Genomic DNA, 21001 nt, shown 5'->3' on the forward strand with positions numbered 1-21001 from the left:
GGCGTATCGCCGTTAAAAGGTGATGTCTACATTTCCCCGCCGCCATTTCCTCAAGACTGCCGCCCTGGGTGTCCTCGCCGGGCCCAACATTCTGCGTGCCGCTGACACGAAGCAGAAAATCCGCGTGGCCTGCGTCGGCATCGGTCAGATGGGTGGGGGCGCGGTGCAGGCCTCCCGTGATGAAGAGATCGTGGCCTTCTGCGATGTGGACTGGCGCGACCTCGGCGGCCGCAGCGCCTTTGAACAAGCCAAGAAATATCCGAACGTCCCCAAGTTCACCGACTTCCGCGAGATGCTCGACAAGAAAGGCGCAGACATCGATGCCGTCCTCATCTCCACCCCGGACCACACCCATTTCGCCGCAGCCATGGCCGCCATGGAGGCAAAGAAACACGTCTTTGTGCAGAAGCCCCTCGCTCACAACATCTGGCAGGTGCGCACCCTGCAAAAGGCCGCGAAAAAATACGGCGTGCAAACCGTCATGGGAAATCAGGGCCACTGCTGGGAAGGCATTCGCCTCGTCAAAGAGTGGTTCGAAGCCGGTGTGCTCGGCGAAGTGCGCGAAGTCCACTGCTGGACCGAACGCCCTGTGAGCAAGGTCGGCTTTTTGCCGAAGTTCCCGACCCAGACACCTGCTGGCGAACCCGTGCCCAAAGACGTGGACTGGAAGCTGTGGCAGGGACCGGTGGCCGAGGCTGAGTACAACTCGCTGTACCTCCCGCAATTCTGGCGCGGCTGGTGGAACTACGGCTGCGGTGGTCTCGGCGACATCGGCTGCCATTGCCTCGATGCTCCCTTCTGGACCCTGCAGCTCGGCATGCCTGAGAAAGTCGAAGTCGTCGAGCAGCAGCCTGGCGAGTTCAAAGGCTACACCGCCCCCAAATCACACATCATCTTCCACTTCGCCGCACGCGGCACGCTCCCACCCGTGCAGCTTCACTGGTATGAAGGCGGCCTGCTTCCTGATGCCCTGCCAGGCATGACCAAAGGTCTTCCCGACAATGGCATGATCATGAAGGGCAGCAAGGAGACGCTCTTCTCCGAAGGCATGCGCGTGCAGAGCCCGCAGCTCTGGCCCCGCGAACGCATGACGCCCCTCATCGACATCCTCCGCCGCAAGCCCTTGCCGCGCTCCGTCGCTGGGGAACCCATCGGCGAGCTCTTCGCCGCCATCCGCGGCACCATCCCGCACGCAGGCTCCCACTTCGACTACGCCTGCCCGCTGACCGAACTCGTCAACACCGGCGTGATGGCCATCCGCTCCGGCAAAACCATCGAATGGGATGCCGCAAACATGAAGGTCAAAGGCGCACCCGAATTCGATGCGTGGATCAAGGAGCCCGTGCGCGATGGCTGGAGCTACGGCGAAGATCTTTGGAAAGCATAAAACCATGTGCCGCCTCTCCCTCTTTCTCGCCCTGGCCCTCGCCACCCACGCCCAGGAAATCCGCCGCACCCCGCTCACGCTGAAAGACGGCGGCACTCCCGGCTCGCCCGCCGTGTTCGACGGCAAGGGCATGATCATCGACCTCGGCATCGATGTGACCGCACACGACTGGGAAAAGCAGGGCGATGTCTGGACCTCACGCGGCCCCTTTGAAAAACATCCCGCAGTGGAGGATGTCCAGCGCGCCGCCCTCTTCATCGAGGAAGCCCCCATCCGTATCATGCGCGACCGCGCCGCCGAGCAAAAAAGCGGAGAGAAAGGCAAGGTCATTTTTATGGCGCCCGAAGCGCTGCAACCCGGGCAGATGGGCTTCAAAACCGATGGCTCCATCTACTTCCGCTGGCCTGCCGGCAAGACTCCCGGCTCAGCCAAAATCTACCTGCCACCTGTCGGGCTGGCGAGCTGTGTGAACATCGCCTGCTCTTACCTCACGGTGAAAAACATCACCGCCCTGCATGCCGCCAACGACGGCTTCAACATTCACGGGAACCGCATCGGCATCCGTCTCGAAAACGTCAAAGCCTTCTCCAATGGCGACGAAGGCATCAGCGCCCACGAAACCGTGCAGATGGATGTCTTCGATTCAGAGATCGCCTGGAACGGCTCCTCCGCCGGCGGCGTCGCCGATGTGAATGACTGCGTCACCACCTACACCCGCTGCGAAGTTCATCACAACCTCGGCGCCGGTTTCTTCTTCGAGGGAAAATCCCACCGCGTCACCCACTGCCTTATTCATCATCAGTCAAAAGACATTGAGGCCCGCGATAACACCCAGGTGGAGCAATCAGACAACGAGTGGCGGAAACAGTGAAGTGGGCCGCCCCGCTCTCACTCACAGCCTCAGCTTCTTCACCAGCGTCGCTTCCTTCTCAGCATCACTCATCGGCTTCCAGTCGATTTTGCACTTCGGCAGCGCGGCCTTGATCGCCTCCACATCAGCGGCAGAAATATCCACCGTCTCGATCTTCAGCTTGGTCAGTTTCGACAATGCCTGAAGCTGAGGGATGATCTTCGCGCTGAGTCTTGCCTCGGTAAGCTCCATCGACTCCAGCGTCTTGATCTGTGCGACCACCGCCATCGTCGATTCATCAAAACTCACCGGCGAATCCTTGCCCCACTCCGGCAGCCGCTGTCCGATGCGCAGCGCAGTCAGATTTGTCAGCTTCAGCAGATGCGCATTCCCAGCCTGCGTCTGCGCCGTGTGCCAGGTGCGAAATTCCTTGAGCTGCGTGAGCTGTCCAATGGACTCCATCGCCACATCGCCCGCAGTCGATCCCGCAAAAGTGAGCCTCTCCAGCTTCGGCAAGGCCTTGAGGCTCACGAGCCCGCTGCCCGTGAAATCCTTCGAACGAAAAGCCGGATGGAAAAACGCCAGCGACTTGAGCTTCTGAAACGCCGCAAAGTGCTTGTAGCCCGCATCCGTGAGCTGGATGCCATCCGTGCTGAGCTGCTCCAGTTCCACCAGACCCGTCAGCAACGCCATCGTTTCATCCGTGATCGTCTTCCCGCTGATCGTGAGATTTTTGATCGTCGTAACACTTCCCAGCGTGCGGAAATCATCCGCTGTAAACGCATCACACTTCACCTGTACCTGCGTCACCACTCCTCCCGCCTCCGTCACCTTTGCCCCCAGCTTCTGCAGCGCAGCCACATCCGCCGCGCAAAGACCGCCACAAAGCAAACCGAATATCGCCAGGAAGAGTTTCATCCCCCTATCTCAAATCATGAATCATAAATCGTAAATCATCAGTTCATCACCCGATGCTGATCGGCCCCTCATGCACCCCGGCCCTCAGTTTCACAGGTGCCTGCGTATGATTATGAATCACTGCATCCCCTTTGAAGACAACACCCGCGCCGCATTCCACCGGGCCATGCACCAGCAGGCTGCGGCAGTGCAGCAGGCTCGGCGTATGCGGAAAATTGTGCTCCAGTCCGTCCACCAGCTTGCACAGCTTCTGGTCCAGATGCAGGTGCGGCGGCTGCCCATTCCGACTCGGGTGCAGCCTCAGACAAAAATCCTCCGTCAATTCGTAAGCATCCGAGCGCACCGCCAGCAGATCACTCGTGGTCTTCACCGGCGCAAACCGCACCCTTGAAACCTCAATCGCACCCGCCCCGGCAAAGCACTCGATGGCAGCTCCCATCGCCGTCTCCAGTTGCACCACAGCCGGCGAAGTCGCATCGCGTGGATCCACCGTCTTCTTGTTCATGATCGGCGGCAGCGGGATCAGCCCGTCATTCGCCTGCAGCGCAGACTTCAGCGCCTGCAGATCAATCCACAGGTTGTTCGTGTTGAAATAACGATGCTGGTCAATGTTTTGAAAGTGCCCCTCGTCTTCCTTCGGACACTGCGCCGATTCGCGCAGGAGAAAGCGCCCGTCGCTCAATCGTACCGCCAGATGCCCGCCCTTCTTGTCCGACTCCGTACGACGCGTCACCTCCATCGCAAACGGCATGCCGCTCTCCACAAACCACGCGAGAATCGCCGGGTCCAGCGTGGCTCCCAGATTGTCCGAATTCGACACGAACGCATACCTCACCCCATTGCTGAGCAGACGCTCCAGCCAGCCCGATCCAGCCAGGCACGCATAGATGTCCCCATGGCCTGGCGGGCACCATTCCTGATCCGGGCTGCCTGGCGCAGTCGCAGGCTCCAGCGTAGTCGCCAGCACCTTCGGCACCTTGTTCTGCATCAGCTCCCATGTTTCGGTGCCGCCCAGTTGTGGAAAGCGTTTCGCCAGATGCCCCGCCGTATCCGCCGATGTGCTAAAACTGTTCATCAGCATGAACATCGGCACCTCGCCGCCCGTCTGTGAGCGCAGCAGCAAAATCTGCCGCGCGATCAAATCGAGAAACGTGTCCTGCCCGCGCACCGGCAGCAGCGATTTCGCCTTCTCCAGCCCCATGCCCGTGCCGAGCCCCCCGTTCAGCTTGATGATCACCGTCTGCTTGAGCAATGCCGCCGCACGCTCCCCCGCCGGGGTCGTCAGCGCATCCGCACATGGCAGATCCCGCGCAGGCGAAATCGTGTTCTCAGGAATCATCCCCGTCTCACCCGCCAGCAGCGCCGCATAGCTGCCGCGAAACGCACGAATGGCAGACTCACTCAGCCCTTCGGCCTCCATTTTCTGCCGAAATGGGGCAAAGGACGTTTCAATATTTTCAGGAGTACGGGAGGATTGGCTCATGCAACCCCAAGGCTAAAGGATCAGCCTGAGGAGGCAAATGCATATTGATAAGACATCACGCAGCCAGCCCGCTCACAGCACCGGCACCGATGGCAGCCGCACACTCAAGATGTAAGCGATGATGTCCCAGCGCTGCGCCTCCGTCAGTGTCGCCTCAAAGCTCACCATGGGTGTCCCGTTCAATCCCGTGGCCAGCACGCGAAACATGTCTGCCGGCGTATCACCGCATCTTAGATGCGGCTGCCGCAGGTCCGCCGGAGCCGCCTGGATGCCCCAGATGTCCTTCAAAGCGATGGCCGCAGGCCCCTTGCCATCCGCCTTTTCGCCATGGCAGGCCATGCAGTTCGCCGCAAAGAGCTTCTTCCCGGCCTCCTCATGCATCTTGATCACGTCCCCCGCTTTGAACCACTCCGGTTGCGCCGGAAACTTCATCGCAGGCGCATGATTCTCCGCCTTCTTCCAGCGGCGTGAGAACGACTTCAGGTAAACAATCACCGCATCCAGATCCTCCGCCGGCAGATAGGTGAAGGCCCCCATCGCCGTCCCACTCAGCCCATGCGTGATGGTCCGGCGCAGATCCTCGTCCGTCGGCAGCATGCCATACGGTGTGGACCGAAATTTAAACATCCCCTCCCGAAACGACCTCGGCTTCGGTTTCAGCGTCGGGCTCAGCTCCCCGTTTCCATCCCCCCTCTGCCCATGGCACACGATGCAGTTGCGCTCATACACATACTTCCCTTCCATGTAGAGGTTGAAGTCCAGAGGCGCGGCCTGATCTGCCGCTGTCAGCGCGGCTGTCAGGGCCAGGAAAACAAAGGTGCATCGGAAATACATGTTCACACCGTTCTTATCGCTCTTTGAACGCCAGAAACCACGCCGTAATTGCCAAAGCCTGCGCCTGTGCTGCTTCAAAGGCAGCTTGCGTGACGGATCATGCCTGCCATTTTGACCGCTCCAAATCCATCCACTGACCATGCCCAAGAAAGCCTCCGCCGCCAAGTCCGACCTCCACCGCAAACACAGCGCCATCGTTGTCGATGGGGTGGACCGCGCCGCCAGCCGCGCCATGCTGCACGCCGTCGGCTTCAAGCGGGATGACTTCAAGAAATCCCAGATCGGCATCGCCTCCCTCTGGAGCATGGTCACCCCGTGCAACATGCACATCGACCGCCTGGCCAGGGAAGCCGCCAAAGGTGCGGACGCCGCCGGTGGCAAGAGCATCATCTTCAACACCATCACCATCTCGGATGGTATCTCCATGGGCACCGAAGGGATGAAATACTCCCTCGTCTCCCGCGAAGTCATCGCAGACTCCATCGAAACCGTCGTCGGCTGCGAAGGCATGGACGGCTTCGTCGCCATCGGTGGTTGCGACAAGAACATGCCCGGCTGCCTCATGGCCATGGCCCGCCTGAACCGCCCCAGCGTCTTCGTTTACGGCGGCACCATCCTTCCCGGCTGCGTCGGCCCTGAGAAAAAGGACGCAGACATCGTCACCGTCTTCGAAGCCGTCGGCAAGCACGCCAACTGCCTCATCAATGACAAGGATCTGGTGGACATCGAGGAGCACGCGATCCCCGGCGAAGGCTCCTGCGGCGGCATGTACACCGCCAACACCATGGCCAGCGCGATCGAGGCCCTCGGCATGAGCCTTCCGAACTCCGGCGCCCAGTCCGCCGTCGGCAATGAAAAGCTCATCGACTGCTTCGACGCCGGCGCCGCCGTCATGAACATGATCAAGAAGGGCATCACCCCCCGCGACATCATGACGAAGGAGGCCTTCGAAAACGCCATCACCCTCATCATCACCCTCGGCGGCTCCACCAACGCCGTTCTCCACCTCATCGCCATGGCCCACAGCGCCGGCGTGAAGCTCGGCATCGAGGACTTCGTCCGCCTCGGCAAAAAGACCCCCGTGCTGGCAGACCTCAAGCCCAGCGGCAAGTACTTCATGAACGACCTCGTCAAGATCGGCGGCACCGTCCCGCTCATCCGCATCCTGGTCAACGAAGGCCTCATGCACGGCGACTGCCTCACCGTCACCGGCAAGACCATGAAGGAGAACATGAAGAACTCCAAGATCGTCTGGCCCAAGGATCAGAAGATTGTCAGCCCGCTCAGCAATCCCCTCAAGAAGGACAGCCACCTCGTCATCTTCAAAGGCAACCTTTGCCCCGAAGGCGCCGTCGGCAAGATCTCCGGCAAGGAAGGCCTCAAGTTTGAAGGCAAGGCCATCGTCTTCGAGTCCGAAGAGACAGCGCTGCAGGCCATCCTCAATGACAAGGTCAAGAAAGGCCATGTCATCGTCGTCCGCATGGAAGGCCCGAAAGGCGGCCCCGGCATGCGTGAAATGCTCTCCCCCACCTCCGCCATCATGGGCAAGGGCCTCGGCAAGGACGTCGCCTTCATCACCGACGGCCGCTTCAGCGGCGGCAGCCACGGTTTCGTCGTCGGCCACGTCACTCCAGAAGCTTTCGTGGGCGGTCCCATCGCTGTCATCAAGAATGGCGACCCCATCACCATCGACGCCGAAAAACGCGCCATCACCCTCGGCATCCCCGCCAAGGAGCTGAAGGCCCGCCTCGCCAAATGGAAGCAGCCCAAGCCGCGCTACACCCACGGTGTCCTCGCCAAGTACGCCAAGCTCACCAGCAACGCCAGCCAGGGTGCAGTGACGGACCTCGGACTCTAATGGATTAGTGCCACTCGTAGGAGGGGGATCATCTTGATCCCCTTTTGGAACTGGTGGCACACGGAGGGGTCAAGTCGATCCCTCTCTACCAAACAACCTTCGCTTCCTCAATCCGGCACGATGATCTGATCATCAGGCTGAAGCTTGATGTCGCGCGAAGGGTCTGCGCTGATGTCCTTGAGATTGATCTCGGTGGTCACACCATTGCGGATCAGCTTCGTCTTGCTGGGCTTGGCAAAGGGTGAAAAGCCACCGGCGGCGGAAATGGCCTTCAAAATGGTCATGCTGGAAGTGTACGGCACCGTTCCGTTACCCTTGATGCCGCCCACGACATAGATCATCTGGGCTGTGGTGGCACTGTCATTGGTGGTCACCGTCACCGTCGGCCGGGTGTAAATTTCACGTGCGATGTAGGTCTGCTCAATGGTGCGTTGCAGGGTGGAGGGCTTGAGGCCGGCGGCGCGCACCTCTCCAATGTGGAGAAGGTTGATCGTGCCGCTGTCACTGATCGTGTACACCTTGCTGATCTGCGGCACTTCATTGTCAGGGATGCCCCCGATGGAGATCGTGATACGGTTGTTCGGGTGCAGGGCGATTTCACCGTTCTGGGCCTGCGCTGTTGCCAGGGCGCAGACAGCGAAGAGGCAGGAGAGAATGCGTGTTTTCATGCAGTGCGTTTTGAAGTGAAATTAAAAGACATCGTCACCATCCAGTCGTGACACTGACGGGGAGCCGCCCAGTGCGGTGGCGGTCGTTTCAGCTTTGATCTTGCGACGGCGGGTCTTTCCTCCCGATGCGCCGTTGGGCGAATTCGTCGGCGAGTAGTAGGTGTAGTAGCTGGTGTAGTACTGGTATTGCGCATCGCTGCGCAGATCCACGTTGTTGAGGACCACCCCCACCACCTTGCCGCCGACATTTTCCACGCTCTGCTTCACGCGCATGAGCATGTGGCGCGGCAGTTTGCGGTGCTGCACCACGATCATCGTCATGTCCGCCAGATTGGCGAGCACCGACGCATCGCTGACTCCAAGGATCGGCGGTGAGTCGATCAGGACGAGGTCAAAGCGGCTTTTCACTTCGGTGATCAGATCCACCATGCGCTGGGAATTCAGCAATCCCGCGCTGTCCGCCGGCAGCAGGCCGCTGGGAAGGAAGAAGAGATTTTCCACCGGCGTGCGCAGCACCACATCTTCCAGCCGGATGTCGGTGGTGAGGTAATTGGTCAGGCCCGTGGCATGGTTCACATCGAAATGCGTGTGCAGGCTGGGACGGCGCAAATCGGCATCGATCAGCAGCACGTTGTAGCCCCCCTGCGCACAGACATATGCAAGATTCACCATCGTGGTGGATTTCCCCTCCCCTGCTCCGCCGCTGACCACACTGAGGCAGTTGGCGTCAGGCGTTTTGCGGTTGAATTCGATGTTCGTGCGCAGAATGCGGTACGCTTCGGCATCAGGATTGAAACCACTGGAGCGATGCAATACTCCGACATCCTTGGGCACCACCGCCAGGACAGGCACACCGAGATAGCGCTCCACGTCATCGAGGCTTTTCACCGTCGTGTCCATGTATTCCAGGAAGAAGGCGAGGCCCAGACCAAACATGAGCCCCAGCACACCACCCAGCGCGAGATGCAGCGGCACGTTGGGCTTGGCAGGCTTTCCTTCCGGCTCTGCTTCCGAATAAATCGTGGCCGGCGATTTCACGAGCTCGATGCCGGCCTTTTCCTCGAAGAAGCGCGAGCGCATTTTCACCAGCAAATCTTCCAGGTAGGTGACCTCGTCCTTGGCCGTCTTGTACTCGGTGTAAAGAGACGACATGTTCTGCAGTTCCTGCTTGGCGTCCTCGTTGTAAAGCTTGAGGGATTCCCGCTTCTTCCTTGCTGCATCAAGCCGGTTTTGCAGGCCCGCCACATGCGCTTTGGCTTCCCCCTGAATGAGCTTTTGATATTCAGCCATCTGACTGTCCACACTCAGCACCTGCGGATGCAGGCGGCCACGCCCTTCATTCATCAGGCCTTCACGCGCCACCTTGAGGTCCTGCAGCTTCGACGTAATGGCGGTGATGTTTTGATTTTCCAGTTTAAGCCCGGAAGCCTGGTCAATGAGTTGCTCGGGAGTCAGCTTGCTCACCTGGTCGATCTCAGACTGCAGCGTCAGAATTTCCTGATCGGCGATCATGAGAGCCTGCTCACGTGAGATGACCATGGAGTCTTTTTCACTCCGCATCTCACCACCGGGATTCAGCGAGCTGCCGCCGCCAACGATCCAGTCGCCCACGATGCCAGCCTTGCGCCGGGCCTCCTGCGCACGCACCTGCGCCTGGCCGCGAAGAGCCTCCTGCTCCGAAATTTGCTGCTGCAGCACGTCGAGGGCCTTCTGCTTCTTGCCGCTCTCAATGTTGTTGCGCTGCTGCATGTAGCTCTTGGCCACTTCATTGGCGATGGCGGCCGCAAGCTGGGAGTCCTGATCGTAGTAATCAATGGTGACAAAATCTGAGCGCAGCATCGACTGCGTGTCCAGATTAGCGCGCAGTCTCGCCAGTGCCGCCTGACGCGTGGGCAGCTCCCACTTTTTGGTGAGATCGAGTTTTTCGATCACCGGATAAAGCGTGGTGGGCTTGGTGATCGTCTCGAACTGCGTTTTGATGTACTCCTGCGTGAATGCGAGCCCGTCACTCCGGTTGCGGTCGAACACATTGATGTCCTGCGTGATGCGCTCAATGGTCATTTCGACATGCCCGCGATACTTCCGCGGCATGATGTAAGTCAGCACAGCTGCCGCCGCGAAGATCAGGATGAACGAAAGCGAGATCAGCCCAAAGCGATTCTTGACCACCTGCCAGGTGTCCATCGCATGCTTTTGCAGTTCGGTGCCGGACTCGTTCATGACTGCTCGGGTTTGATTATTCGGAGAGGTTAAGAAAGCGGTCTTAAAATGCCGCCAGCGGGAGATTCGCGAAGTCGGAATCTGCCCGCCGGCGGATTGCTGTTTTGGCTGTTGGGACTAAAAGGTGGCCGTGGCTCCGACCGAGACTCGGTTGCGATTGAATTCAACCAGAGCGTTGTTCGACAGCTGCGTGGAGAATGAGTAATTGGCGTTCAGATTGAGGTTATCCATCAGCTGATAGCCAATGCCCGCATTGAGGAACACCGAGTCCTGCGTCTGATCCGGAGTGGTTCCTCCTGAAAGCTCCGAATGCGCATAGCTCGCCCCGCCGTTGACGCTGAAACGCTTGGTGACTTGATGATTCACCTGCACGCCGGTGTTCACCCCATAGCTGCTTCTGTAATTGCCCAGCAGCGCACCGTTGAAACCCAGCATCGCAAACCAGCGCAGTTGTGTCTGCTTGGCCACCGCATAGTTGAGCGCACCCTCGGCGTAGGGCTTCGTTTGTCTCCCACGGCCGTTTTCGTAAAGTTCCGCACCCGCTCGCACTGAGGTGGACATGTTCTCGCTCCAAGCATGGTCGACTTCAGCCAGGGCGAAATGTGAATGGTAGTTTTGGAACCCGCTCTTCGTATAGTCCGTCAGGCGGTAGCGGTACTCTGCCGTCAGACTGGTCCGCTGCGCAATCTTATACGCAAACTGCTGGGCAAGCAGATGCGAATAACGGTCTTGCGAAAGGGCAACCGTTGAGTCTTCATAGGCAATGCCGTCGAACGTGTAGGACGTTGTGGTCGAGAACCGTGGCGTCCAGGCATAGCTGACATTGAAATTGTTGTAGCCGTACAGAAACTGCCCGTTCCACAAGGCGCTGGTGGCACCGTAGCCAAACGCACTGTTGGGATTGGTCCCGTAGGTGACATAGAAGTTGTTGCTGATCTTCAGTCGTTCTGAAAACGCGTGCTCAAAATTGAAGGTCGCCCGGCCATTGTAAAAGGTGCTGCCGTAAACCGGCACCCCGTTTACATATTCAAGGACACTGCCCTCAAGACTGAAGCTGTAAGGCGTGGTCTGGTCCGCATGAGTGTAGGACGCCCCAGCACCTGCCTGCATGTACCAGGAATCAATGTTGCTCAACGAGGATGAAGGCACCTTGTACTTGAGCACATCATAGCCGGTGTTGCCGGTGATAGAGAATGTCAGCGGCTCCTCGTCTCTAAAATCCGCCGAGTAGTTCTGGATCGCCACGAGCCCCTGCGCATGCAGTGCCGCTGGGCTGAGTACAGCGACTGCCAGGATAAGCATTGCCAGTTTGGAGCGCATGAAAGTCAGGAGCTGTTTCGAATATCAGAGTGGAAGGTGCCGCTTTTGAATGACCTCGGAGGATCACGGAATCGAGCTGGAAGGAGACACCGGATTGGTGAAGGTCCGCGGCGGCAGCGGGCCCGAAATAGGCGGCATCAGGAGAAACACTCCGCGAATGCTGGTCGGAATGTAGAAGTCTTCCGTGTCTGGGACGACTGGGTTCTTGTCAACGACGACGGGGTTCTTGGGATTCTTGCCAGACATCAGGATCGGGCGTTCGATTTCAGCCGCCGGTGCAGCAACCGCGAGGCCAGGAACGACGGAACTGGCAGCATCGTTGATCACACCAGCCATTTTGGGAGCCACTGAAACGCCGGTCTGAACGATTTGACCAGCCAGAGTGGCATCAGCCTTGGAGGCAGTGATCGCCGTTTTCACAATGTCAGCCGCACAGCCTTCATTGATCACGAGCGCATCTTCCACAATCATGAGAACCTTGGAGGGATCTTTTTCAACTGCGACCCGAACGTCATTCGAGATTTCAGTGCAATTCGAAGCCGACTGAGCGGAAGCACCCGAGACTGCCAGCATCAACAAGCAAATAGCAACGCCCGCAATGTGAGAAACAGGGACAGATTTCATAGGCGGCAGTTAAAGATAAATTTACAGATGTGGTCGTGTCCTCAGAGCGGGTAGTGGGAATCGAACCCACATGGCCAGCGTGGAAGGCTGGAACTTTACCACTAAGCTATACCCGCAATTGAAGTTATAGTAACACGAAACATCCTACTGCCGCAAGATATTTTTTAGAATTTGGAGTAAAATTTTGAAATTCTAGAATCCTTAATAAATTCGGAATCCTAGCTTTTCGGCATGATCACTCTTCAACCCTACCCACTAGTTAGCACTCAATGAGGGACTGGCAAGTAGGTATTAAAAAGGACCCTTTTCTGACACCGTGTCCGGCAGCAAAATGGCCCTGATAGGAGTTCTATTTTCCCTTATCGGCCTTTTTTTCGCCCGAATAATCTTCGCCATTCAGGCTTCGCGCCACGCTCTCCAGCCAGTCTTCGAGATTTTTTTGCATTTCAGGCACTCGTTCGGGCTGTTCTGCCAGCAGGACCGTGCTCTCATCTGGATCTCTGAGCAAATTGTACAGCTCCCAGGACACCTCATGAGTTTTTTTGTTTTCGATCCGGTGCAGTTTCCACGGCCAGTCCAGCCAGGCGGCATGCCCCGGAAACTCAGTCAGTGACACGGGTTCACCGATTTTAGCTGCATCAGGAAGCAGGCGCGCAGGATCAGCAGGCTCTTCACCTTTTGTTTGTGCAGCCAGCAATTCATCCATCCATGCTTTCGCGGGAGTGCTGATTCCTTTCTTGCCTGAATCCCAGAATCCTATGGGTCGCGAGCGCTTCTGTTCCACCCCCGTCAGCAGCGGCATGATGTCGATGCCATCCAGCGGCGGCTGCTTTTCCATGCTCACACCTGCGATCTCCAGCACCGTCGGATAGATGTCGGAGGTCACACAGGGGGCAGTGATGACTTTGGGTTCATGAAACAGCGCAGGCCATTCCATCAAAGCGGGCACCGCCAGTCCGCCTTCATAGATCTGCCCTTTGAATCCCCGGCGCCCTCCCGTGGACCCGACCTTCGGCAGCGCGCCGTTGTCGCTGCAGTACCACAAGAGGGTGTTCTCACGCAGATCCAGCTCCCGCAATTCCTTCCTGAGTCTGCCAAAGGCACGGTCCATCGCAGTGATCTCTCCATAAAAATGCTGCTGCTTCTCGGGGAGCCCCGCATACGGCGCCCGGTCGGCATCCAGCGCCTGATGCGGATCATGCGGAGAGCCAAACCACACCACCGCGAGAAAGCGCTGCTTCTTTTCTCCGCAGCGCCGGATGAACTTCAGCGCCTCATCCACGGTGATGTCGGAACTGTCCCCCTTGAACTGCTTTGCCTGGCCCTGCACGCTGAGCACCGGATCCAGATCAAAAAAATTGGGCGAGGAAACCCACTCATCGAATCCGCTCGCCCCGGGGCTGACCGGGCTGGCCTTCTGCACGGATCCCAGGTGCCATTTGCCAAAGTGCCCGGTCGCATAGCCTGCGGTTTTCAGCGCCTCAGCAATCGTGATTTCCTGCGGACGCAGCGCATTCCCCCAGGAAAAACAGCCAAACCGGTTGGGGGTACGCCCCGTCATCACACTGCCTCGCGTCGGGGAGCACACCGGTGCGGCGGCATGAAACTGGTCAAACCGGATCCCCTCCTTCGCCAGCGCATCAAAATTCGGCGTCTTGAGATGTGGATGCCCGTTGTAGCCCATGTCTCCCCAGCCTTGATCATCCGCCATCACCAGAACGATGTTCGGCGGTTCATTAGGTGCGGTCAGGCAAATCAGTGGGAACCCCAGAACACCGCACAGGATCAAAAGACATTTCATGCCGCCATGATAGCCACGATCATCCCCGGTCTGGAATCAAAAAATCACAGCCACTTCACTTCATGCGACAGCATGGTGTCGTCATCAAAGGTGAACCGTCCCATGAAACGCCGGCGTTCGATCAATGTCTGCGCCAGCCAGTGAATGTCATCCGCCCACATTTCATCAAAGGGCAGCGCATCCAGCGAGGTCCAAAGCGGCACCGCCTCCGGTGTTTCCACCGCCTCACCCTCATGCTGGGTGGCCACAAACACATCGACGTGCATGCACAGACCATCCACGAACTGAAACCAAAGCTCACCCTGATGCACCGGATTCAGTGCGGTGACTCCGAGCTCCTCCTGTGTTTCACGCACTGCACATTGCAGCGAGGTCTCACCGGGGTCCCTTTTGCCGCCGGGGCCGTTGATCTTGCCGGCACCCAGACCGCGCTTTTTACGAATGAGCAAAACTTCGCGCCTTGCCTCATCAATGATGAACATCAGTGTCGCACGAACGCCCGGCTCCCATGTTTTCCAGTCAGTGATCACCATGGACTCAGCGTTTCTTCCATGGCAGGGCACGCAGCCAGCGTTTTCCACTCTTGATGTCCATGGATTGCGCCAGGATCTCCGTGTCGCCCGCATCAAAGTCCTCCGCACGCGGCAGGCCCGCAGGCAGCTCAAACTCAGGTTCGGGCACCGGCAGCTGTTCGGGCAGAGAGGCCGCCGGCGGTTTTTGATTCAGCGGTGCCACGGCATTGAGCGGCGAAACCAGTCCGCCGGAAATGATCATCTTCATCGCCTCTTCAATCGTGATCGGTGCATCCGTGATCTTGTCCGAATCCACCACCAGCAGAATGCCAGTCATCGGACTCGGTGCCGTGGGCAGCAGGACGCAGGTCATCGCCTTCCCAGTTTGCGGGTCACAATACTGTCCGGTGGCAAAGCCGATCATGCGCATGCCGGGTACTGGATAGTCTATGTAGACGACCCGCTTGAAATTCTGCTTCGTGCCTCCGAGGCTGCGGAAGGCGTCGATCACCTGCTTGAGCGGCCGGTAGATCACCGCCACCAGCGGAATGCGCAGCAGCAGCTTGTCCACTGCGGTGACAATGTGCACGCCGATCACGTTCGTGGCCATGAAGCCAAGCCCCACAATGGCCAGCACCGAAAACAGGAAGCCGATGAAATTGGTGAGACTCTCCAGCTTCGGGTCCGCAATGTTCAAGATCGGCTCGTCACTGAACTCGTTCACGAGGTTCACCACCTGCGCCAGCACCGGCTTGCTCCAGGCGTGCAACAGGTCATAGATCGAAAACAAGATCCAAAACGTGATGATCAGCGGCAGCGCCAGAGCCAGCCCCGCAAGGAACTTGTTCCGCAACCACACGCCCCAGCCTTTCGGCGCAAGCGCCTCGGACATTGGAATCGTACTGGGGGTCTCAAATGCCATTTAAAACAACTTCACTCTGAAGATGAGAACGTATGGCAGGAGCTATGTTCAGCAATAATATCTGCACGAGTGCAGATATTATGCCCCCACCAGCATTCTGGCCGGGTTTTCGATGCAATCCTTGATGCGAATCAAGAACGACACGGCTTCCTTGCCATCGACCACACGATGATCATAGCTGAGCGCGAGGTACATCATCGGGCGAATCACCACCTGGCCATCGACCGCCACCGGGCGCTGCTGGATGCTGTGCATGCCAAGGATCGCACTCTGCGGAGGATTGATGATCGGCGTGCTGAGCAGGGAGCCATAAACACCGCCATTGGAAATGGTGAAAACACCACCGGTCAGATCGCTGACCTGGATCTTGCCTTCCTTGGCCTTGGCCGCATAGCCGAGGATGTCCTTTTCCAGGTCCGCAAAACTCTTCTGATCCGCATCCCGCAGCACCGGCACGATCAGACCGCGCTCGGTTCCCACGGCCACACCGATGTCAAAGAAGTGGTTCTGCACGATTTCGTCTCCTTCGACACGCACATTGACCTGCGGAACCGCCTTGAGGGCCTCGACCACCGCCTTGATGAAGAAGCTCATGAAGCCGAGCTTCACGCCGTTCTTCGCCACAAAGCTGTCCTGCAGCTTCGAACGCAGCGCCATCACATTGCTCATGTCACATTCGTTGAACGTGGTGAGAATGGCGGCCGTGCGCTGCGCACTGACGAGCTGATCCGCAATCTTCTTGCGCAGCGGGCTCATCTTCTTGCGCGTGATACGCCCTTCCGGTGCAGCCTTGGCCACCGGCGCAGGCGCGGGTTCAGGCTTGGGCACCACTTTGAATTCGGTGACGTTCGCGGGCTTTTCCGGCTCGGCCTTGGCCGCAGCAGCGGGAGCTGCTGCTGGCGCTGGCTTCGGTGCTTCAGCCTTCGCCGCAGGGGCGCTCGCATTTTCGTCGATCTGACCCACCACGCCACCCACCTCGACATCTTCACCGGCCTGTTTGCTGATGTGCAGGGCACCACTGCTTTCAGCGGTGACTTCAGCTGCAACCTTGTCGGTCTCGAGCGTGAGCAGGACGTCGCCAGTCTTGACGAGGTCACCTTCTTTGAAGTGCCATTTGGCGATCTGACCACCGGCGACGGATTCGCCGAGTGCGGGTATTTTAATGTCTGAGGGCATGACGGGGTAGTGGTAGAAAATCTGAGTCTGGACGAATCACACGCTGAATGCCGACTCGACCAGGTTTTCCTGTTCGAGGGTGTGGATGGCTTTGGAACCGGCGGCAGGGCTGGAACTGCGCTCCCGGCCGGAGTAGCGCAGCTTGTGGTTGGAGAGCTCTTCGAGACGCGGACGGATGTAATAGAAGGCCCCCATGTTGCGCGGCTCCTCCTGGCACCAGATCCATTTCTTCTGCGCTCGTGGATATTTCGCGACGATCTCCTTCAGCATCTCGTAGTTCAGCGGGTAAAGCTGTTCGATGCGGATGATGGCGGCGTTCTTGATCTTGTGTTCCTCGCGGAAGGCGAGCAGGTCATAATAGACCTTGCCGCTGCACAGAATCAGGCGCGTGATGCGCTCCGGCGCAGCCAGCAGATGCTCGTCGTCCAGCACTTCCTTGAAGGTCGTGCCCTCGGCCATGTCGCTCAGCTTGGACACACACCGCGGATGCCGCAGCAGGCTTTTCGGCGTCATCACGACCAGCGGCTTGCGAGTGCTGCGCTTGATCTGGCGGCGCAGCGCGTGGAAGTACTGCGCGGGAGTGGTGAAGTTGCACACCTGCATGTTGCCACCGGCGCAGAGTTGCAGGAAGCGCTCAAGCCTTGCGCTGGAGTGTTCCGGTCCCTGGCCTTCGTAGCCATGCGGCAGCAGCAGCGTGATGTGGCTCGGGCGCTGCCATTTGCTTTCCGCACTCGCGATGAACTGGTCGATGATGACCTGCGCACCGTTCACGAAGTCGCCAAACTGCGCCTCCCAGCACACCAGCAGATTGCTGGTCAGCAGCGAGTAGCCGTAATCAAATCCAAGCACAGCAGCTTCCGAAAGGAGGCTGTTATACACACAGTAACGGCCCTGTTCCGCAGCCAGATTGTTCAGCGGAATGTGACGCTCCCGGGTCTGGGTGTCATAAAACACACTGTGGCGCTGGCTGAAAGTACCGCGCCGCACATCCTGCCCGCTCAGGCGCACACCGTGGCCTTCCGTAAGCAGGGAGCCAAAGGCCAGCGACTCCGCATAGGCCCAGTCAATGCCTTCGCCCGCCTCAATGGCCTTCCGGCGCGCCGCAAGGAAGCGTTTCGCAATCGTCGGATGCAGGTTGAACTCCTCCGGCACTTCGAGCAGACGCTCGCCGAGGTTTTTCAGTGTCATCAGCTCCACCCCGGTTTTCACCGGGTTGTAGTCATAGGCAGGCTGAGGCATCGCCATGCTGCCTTCGAAAGGATTGCCGCCCTCGGCGTTCTTGTCACGATCCGCCAGGGTCGTGATGCCCTGCTCCAGTTCGTCATCCAGTTCGCGCTGCAGCGCGGCGGAGCCGGCTTCATCCAGCACACCGGTGGCTGCCAGATCCAGGCGGAACAGCGTCGCCGTGGACGGATGCTCGGCAATCGCGCGCGCCATGTTCGGCTGCGTAAATCCAGGCTCGTCGGTTTCGTTGTGCCCGTAGCGGCGGTAGCACACGATGTCGACGATCACGTCACGTCCAAAAGTCTGGCGGAATTCAAACGCGAGTCGCGTCGCATTCATCACTTCCAGCGGGCAGTCCCCGTTCACATGGAAGACGGGCGCTTCGATCATCTTCGCCACGTCCGTACAATAGTCGGAGCTGCGGGCATCTTCCGGCATCGTGGTGAAACCGATCTGGTTGTTCACGATGATGTGTACCGTACCGCCGGTGCGGTAGCCGGGCAGCTGGGAAAGATTCAGCACTTCGGCCACGAGGCCCTGTCCTGCAAAAGCGGCATCACCATGAATGAGCACGGGGATGACCTTTTTGCGGTCCTTGGTGTCGTTCAGCGCACGCTGACGCGCACGCGCCATGCCTTCGACCACGGGATCCACGGCTTCCAGGTGGCTCGGATTCGGCGCGAGCATCACCCCGATGGAATCACCGCTGCTGGTCTGCCTCACGGTCTCAAAGCCCAAGTGGTACTTCACATCCCCATCACCGGAGACCATGTTCGGCACATAGTTCTCGCTGAACTCGTAGAAGAGATATTCCAGCGGCTTGCGCAGGAAATTGGCCAGCACGCTCAGACGTCCACGATGCGCCATCCCCAGAACGATTTCTTTGCCGCCGGCGGCTGGCAGAGCTTCGAGAAGGGTCTCCAAGGCCACCAGCATCGATTCACCGCCTTCGACGGAGAAACGCTTCTGCCCCACGAACCGACGGTGCAGGAAGCGCTCAAACGATTCCGCCTCCAGCAGCCAGCGCAGCGCATTGATCTGATCCTGAGCAGCAGGCTTCGCATCCAGGTCACGGCCTTCAATCCGGTCCAGCAGCCAAGCACGCACTTCAGGGTGGTGAATGTGCATGAACTCAAAGCCCGTCTTGCCGCAATAGTTGCGCTGCAATTCCGCCAGCATCGTTTTCAGCTTCATCGGCTGCCCGTTGCGGAACAGGTGCGTCTGCACATCCTCTTCCAGCTCTTCAGCCGTGAACCCCAGGCCCGCCAGCGTCAGACCGGGAACCTCCGGTCCTTCCTTGTCCAGCGGATCCAGATGCGCGGCGGTGTGGCCCAGCGCACGGAAGCTCTGCAGCGCGTTCGAAACCCGCATGCGGAAATTGAGGGTCTTCTCTGACAGCGGGGCCGCATCACCACCGGCCGTTTCCGAGCCTTTCGTGGGTAGACGGGCCATGCCCAGTTCGAAACCTTCAAAAAACGATGACCAAAGTGGTTCGACTGAACCAGCATCTTTTTTCCAGTCCGCGTATTTGGACTCGAGGAAATCCGCGTTTGCGCGGTACGGCAATGTAGCACTCATGAGGGGGGATGATCAGAATGCTCCCATTCGTTGCGAGTGCAAATGCGGAAAGGAACATTTCCAGCCATTTTTACGGGTAGCCCCCCATCCCCTGCTCAGGCTACCCACCCTGCCCCCTCAGATCAGACGCTCCTCCCCCCAAACAACCGTAAATGATCGTCAACAACCGCAAAACATCGTAAACTCTCTCTGCCCCATGCTCCCGCAGCCGCTCTACAAAGACATCGCCGACACCGTGGCCAAGATGATCCACGACGGCGTCTTGCGGCCCGGCGAGCGCACCCCCTCCCTCCGCGCCATCTGCGATCAGCACAGCGTCAGTATGAGCACCGCCGTCCAGGCATTTGTCGAGCTCGAATCCGCCGGTCTGGTCGAGCCTCGGCACAAATCCGGCTTCTTCGTCAAAGCCCCGCCCCAGGCCCTCTTCGATCTCCCCTCGCCTCCCCGCGTCCCCATGTCCGGCAGCCTCGGCAACCGCCACGCCAGCCTCTTTGACGCCGTCGCCTCCTCCAATCTGCTCGCCCTCGGCGGTGCCGTCCCCAGCCCGGACATCCTTCCCACCATCAAGCTCAACCGCATCCTCGCCGAAAAAGCCCGCCACGCCGGTGCCCGCGGCGTCATGTACGATCTCCCGCCCGGCTCCGAGCTCCTCCGCCGCCAGATCAGCAAACGCATGCTCAAAGGCGGCGCCGCCGTCGCCCCCGCAGACATCATCACCACCTGCGGTGCCACGGAGGGCCTCATGCTCTGTTTCCGCGCCGTCACCAAGCCCGGGGACGTCGTCGCCGTCGAGACCCCCACCTACTTCGGCATCCTCCACGTCCTCGAGACCCTTTCCCTCCGCGCCCTCGAAATCCCTACCGATGCCCAGCACGGCCTGCGGCTCGATGTTTTCGAGCGCGTCTTGAAAACCCAGCCCGTCCACGCCTGCATCGCCCTCCCCGCCTGCAGCAATCCCTTGGGAGCTGCCATGCCAGACGACACCAAGCACCGCCTCGTCGCCCTGCTCAAACAGCACGACATCCCCCTCATCGAAGACGACGTCTTTGGCGAGCTCCCCTTCGGCCCCAAACGCGCCCGCACCTGCAAGTCCTACGACGACTCCGGTCTCGTCCTCTACTGCAGCTCCTTCTCCAAGACCCTCGCCCCCGGCTACCGCGTCGGCTGGGTCGTCCCCGGTCGCTACTACCATGCCGTCCGCATGGCCAAACTCACCCACACCCTCGCCACCGCCACCCTCCCCGAACTCGCCATCGCCGGTTTCCTCGGCGAAGGCGGCTACGACCGCTGGCTCCGCAGTGTCCGCACCGTCTATAAAGAGAACGTCACCCGCATGCGCCGCGCCATCCTGGAGGAATTCCCCGCCGGCACCACCGTCACCTCCCCTCAGGGCGGCTTTCTCCTCTGGGTCACCCTGCCCCCGCAGGTCGATGCCATCGAACTCTACGACCGGGCCTTGGCCAAAGGCATCAGCATCGCCCCCGGCCACCTCTTCTCCCCCGAGCCCCGCTACACCCACTGCATCCGCATCTCCTGCGGCCTGCCCTGGTCCCCCCGCCTCGCCGCCGCCATCCACACCCTCGGCACTCTTGCCAAACGCCAGGCTCAGTAACTCTTCGAACGCAG

Annotated in this window: 16 protein-coding genes and 1 tRNA gene; 4 read left to right on the plus strand and 13 right to left on the minus strand. The window is 59.3% G+C overall.

Going from position 1 to position 21001, the window contains the following annotated elements; genetic code table 11:
* Positions 1 to 22: 22 nt before the first annotated feature.
* Positions 23 to 1387 carry a Gfo/Idh/MocA family oxidoreductase gene (locus tag ACILSL_RS11965; protein ID WP_395732266.1) on the plus strand — a complete coding sequence of 455 codons (1365 nt, stop codon included), beginning with the start codon at positions 23 to 25 and terminating at the stop codon, positions 1385 to 1387.
* 4 nt (positions 1388 to 1391) lie between these two features.
* On the plus strand, positions 1392 to 2258 hold the full coding sequence (locus tag ACILSL_RS11970) for a right-handed parallel beta-helix repeat-containing protein (RefSeq protein WP_395732267.1): 867 nt from the start codon (positions 1392 to 1394) through the stop codon (positions 2256 to 2258).
* A 21-nt stretch (positions 2259 to 2279) separates the two neighbouring features.
* Here the strand turns inward: ACILSL_RS11970 and ACILSL_RS11975 are convergent, their stop codons facing one another.
* From ACILSL_RS11975 to ACILSL_RS11985, 3 genes are all read right to left on the minus strand, one after another.
* Positions 2280 to 3155: a hypothetical protein gene (locus tag ACILSL_RS11975; RefSeq protein WP_395732268.1), complete on the minus strand. Its 876-nt coding sequence runs from the start codon at positions 3153 to 3155 to the stop codon at positions 2280 to 2282.
* A 46-nt stretch (positions 3156 to 3201) separates the two neighbouring features.
* Positions 3202 to 4638: a UTP--glucose-1-phosphate uridylyltransferase gene (locus ACILSL_RS11980; RefSeq protein ID WP_395732269.1), complete on the minus strand. Its 1437-nt coding sequence runs from the start codon at positions 4636 to 4638 to the stop codon at positions 3202 to 3204.
* Between the two features lie 72 nt (positions 4639 to 4710).
* Positions 4711 to 5472, minus strand: a complete 762-nt coding sequence (locus ACILSL_RS11985) for a c-type cytochrome (RefSeq protein ID WP_395732270.1) — start codon at positions 5470 to 5472, stop codon at positions 4711 to 4713.
* Positions 5473 to 5611: 139 nt separating this feature from the next.
* Between ACILSL_RS11985 and ilvD the strand changes: the two genes are divergently transcribed.
* Positions 5612 to 7330: a dihydroxy-acid dehydratase gene (gene ilvD / locus ACILSL_RS11990; protein ID WP_395732271.1), complete on the plus strand. Its 1719-nt coding sequence runs from the start codon at positions 5612 to 5614 to the stop codon at positions 7328 to 7330.
* A gap of 107 nt (positions 7331 to 7437) precedes the next feature.
* Here the strand turns inward: ilvD and ACILSL_RS11995 are convergent, their stop codons facing one another.
* The 10 genes from ACILSL_RS11995 to ACILSL_RS12040 form a co-directional block, all read right to left on the minus strand.
* Complete coding sequence (locus ACILSL_RS11995; protein WP_395732272.1) at positions 7438 to 7998, minus strand: polysaccharide biosynthesis/export family protein; 561 nt, start codon at positions 7996 to 7998, stop codon at positions 7438 to 7440.
* A gap of 21 nt (positions 7999 to 8019) precedes the next feature.
* Positions 8020 to 10218 carry a GumC family protein gene (locus tag ACILSL_RS12000; RefSeq protein WP_395732273.1) on the minus strand — a complete coding sequence of 733 codons (2199 nt, stop codon included), beginning with the start codon at positions 10216 to 10218 and terminating at the stop codon, positions 8020 to 8022.
* Between the two features lie 117 nt (positions 10219 to 10335).
* Entirely contained in the window at positions 10336 to 11538 is a 1203-nt protein-coding gene (locus ACILSL_RS12005; protein ID WP_395732274.1) for an outer membrane beta-barrel protein, read from the minus strand.
* Between the two features lie 63 nt (positions 11539 to 11601).
* Positions 11602 to 12162, minus strand: coding sequence for a hypothetical protein (locus ACILSL_RS12010; protein ID WP_395732275.1), 561 nt, complete (start codon positions 12160 to 12162; stop codon positions 11602 to 11604).
* A gap of 45 nt (positions 12163 to 12207) precedes the next feature.
* Positions 12208 to 12278: transfer RNA gene (locus ACILSL_RS12015), tRNA-Gly, on the minus strand.
* A 233-nt stretch (positions 12279 to 12511) separates the two neighbouring features.
* On the minus strand, positions 12512 to 13963 hold the full coding sequence (locus tag ACILSL_RS12020) for a sulfatase-like hydrolase/transferase (RefSeq protein WP_395732276.1): 1452 nt from the start codon (positions 13961 to 13963) through the stop codon (positions 12512 to 12514).
* Between the two features lie 44 nt (positions 13964 to 14007).
* Positions 14008 to 14496: an 8-oxo-dGTP diphosphatase gene (locus tag ACILSL_RS12025; protein ID WP_395732277.1), complete on the minus strand. Its 489-nt coding sequence runs from the start codon at positions 14494 to 14496 to the stop codon at positions 14008 to 14010.
* Between the two features lie 4 nt (positions 14497 to 14500).
* A complete protein-coding gene (locus ACILSL_RS12030) occupies positions 14501 to 15367 on the minus strand; it encodes a DUF502 domain-containing protein (protein ID WP_395732278.1) in 867 nt (288 codons plus the stop codon).
* A gap of 108 nt (positions 15368 to 15475) precedes the next feature.
* A complete protein-coding gene (gene sucB / locus ACILSL_RS12035) occupies positions 15476 to 16573 on the minus strand; it encodes a dihydrolipoyllysine-residue succinyltransferase (protein WP_395732279.1) in 1098 nt (365 codons plus the stop codon).
* A gap of 36 nt (positions 16574 to 16609) precedes the next feature.
* Positions 16610 to 19375: a 2-oxoglutarate dehydrogenase E1 component gene (locus tag ACILSL_RS12040; RefSeq protein WP_395732280.1), complete on the minus strand. Its 2766-nt coding sequence runs from the start codon at positions 19373 to 19375 to the stop codon at positions 16610 to 16612.
* A gap of 196 nt (positions 19376 to 19571) precedes the next feature.
* On the opposite strand from ACILSL_RS12040, the gene ACILSL_RS12045 reads away from it, so the two are divergent.
* Positions 19572 to 20987 (plus strand): PLP-dependent aminotransferase family protein, encoded by a 1416-nt coding sequence (locus ACILSL_RS12045; protein ID WP_395732281.1) that lies wholly within the window; start codon positions 19572 to 19574, stop codon positions 20985 to 20987.
* The last annotated feature ends 14 nt before the right edge of the window (positions 20988 to 21001 follow it).

The organism is Prosthecobacter sp., assembly GCF_044222345.1.
In the GTDB taxonomy this organism is placed as follows: domain Bacteria; phylum Verrucomicrobiota; class Verrucomicrobiia; order Verrucomicrobiales; family Verrucomicrobiaceae; genus Prosthecobacter.

Coding starts and splice junctions, on each gene's coding strand:
- ACILSL_RS11965 (WP_395732266.1), top strand. CDS start 23: ATGTCTACATTTCCCCGCCGCCATTTCCTCAAGACTGCCGCCCTGGGT.
- ACILSL_RS11970 (WP_395732267.1), top strand. CDS start 1,392: ATGTGCCGCCTCTCCCTCTTTCTCGCCCTGGCCCTCGCCACCCACGCC.
- ACILSL_RS11975 (WP_395732268.1), bottom strand. CDS start 3,155: ATGAAACTCTTCCTGGCGATATTCGGTTTGCTTTGTGGCGGTCTTTGC.
- ACILSL_RS11980 (WP_395732269.1), bottom strand. CDS start 4,638: ATGAGCCAATCCTCCCGTACTCCTGAAAATATTGAAACGTCCTTTGCC.
- ACILSL_RS11985 (WP_395732270.1), bottom strand. CDS start 5,472: ATGTATTTCCGATGCACCTTTGTTTTCCTGGCCCTGACAGCCGCGCTG.
- ilvD (WP_395732271.1), top strand. CDS start 5,612: ATGCCCAAGAAAGCCTCCGCCGCCAAGTCCGACCTCCACCGCAAACAC.
- ACILSL_RS11995 (WP_395732272.1), bottom strand. CDS start 7,998: ATGAAAACACGCATTCTCTCCTGCCTCTTCGCTGTCTGCGCCCTGGCA.
- ACILSL_RS12000 (WP_395732273.1), bottom strand. CDS start 10,218: ATGAACGAGTCCGGCACCGAACTGCAAAAGCATGCGATGGACACCTGG.
- ACILSL_RS12005 (WP_395732274.1), bottom strand. CDS start 11,538: ATGCGCTCCAAACTGGCAATGCTTATCCTGGCAGTCGCTGTACTCAGC.
- ACILSL_RS12010 (WP_395732275.1), bottom strand. CDS start 12,162: ATGAAATCTGTCCCTGTTTCTCACATTGCGGGCGTTGCTATTTGCTTG.
- ACILSL_RS12020 (WP_395732276.1), bottom strand. CDS start 13,963: ATGAAATGTCTTTTGATCCTGTGCGGTGTTCTGGGGTTCCCACTGATT.
- ACILSL_RS12025 (WP_395732277.1), bottom strand. CDS start 14,496: ATGGTGATCACTGACTGGAAAACATGGGAGCCGGGCGTTCGTGCGACA.
- ACILSL_RS12030 (WP_395732278.1), bottom strand. CDS start 15,367: ATGTCCGAGGCGCTTGCGCCGAAAGGCTGGGGCGTGTGGTTGCGGAAC.
- sucB (WP_395732279.1), bottom strand. CDS start 16,573: ATGCCCTCAGACATTAAAATACCCGCACTCGGCGAATCCGTCGCCGGT.
- ACILSL_RS12040 (WP_395732280.1), bottom strand. CDS start 19,375: ATGAGTGCTACATTGCCGTACCGCGCAAACGCGGATTTCCTCGAGTCC.
- ACILSL_RS12045 (WP_395732281.1), top strand. CDS start 19,572: ATGCTCCCGCAGCCGCTCTACAAAGACATCGCCGACACCGTGGCCAAG.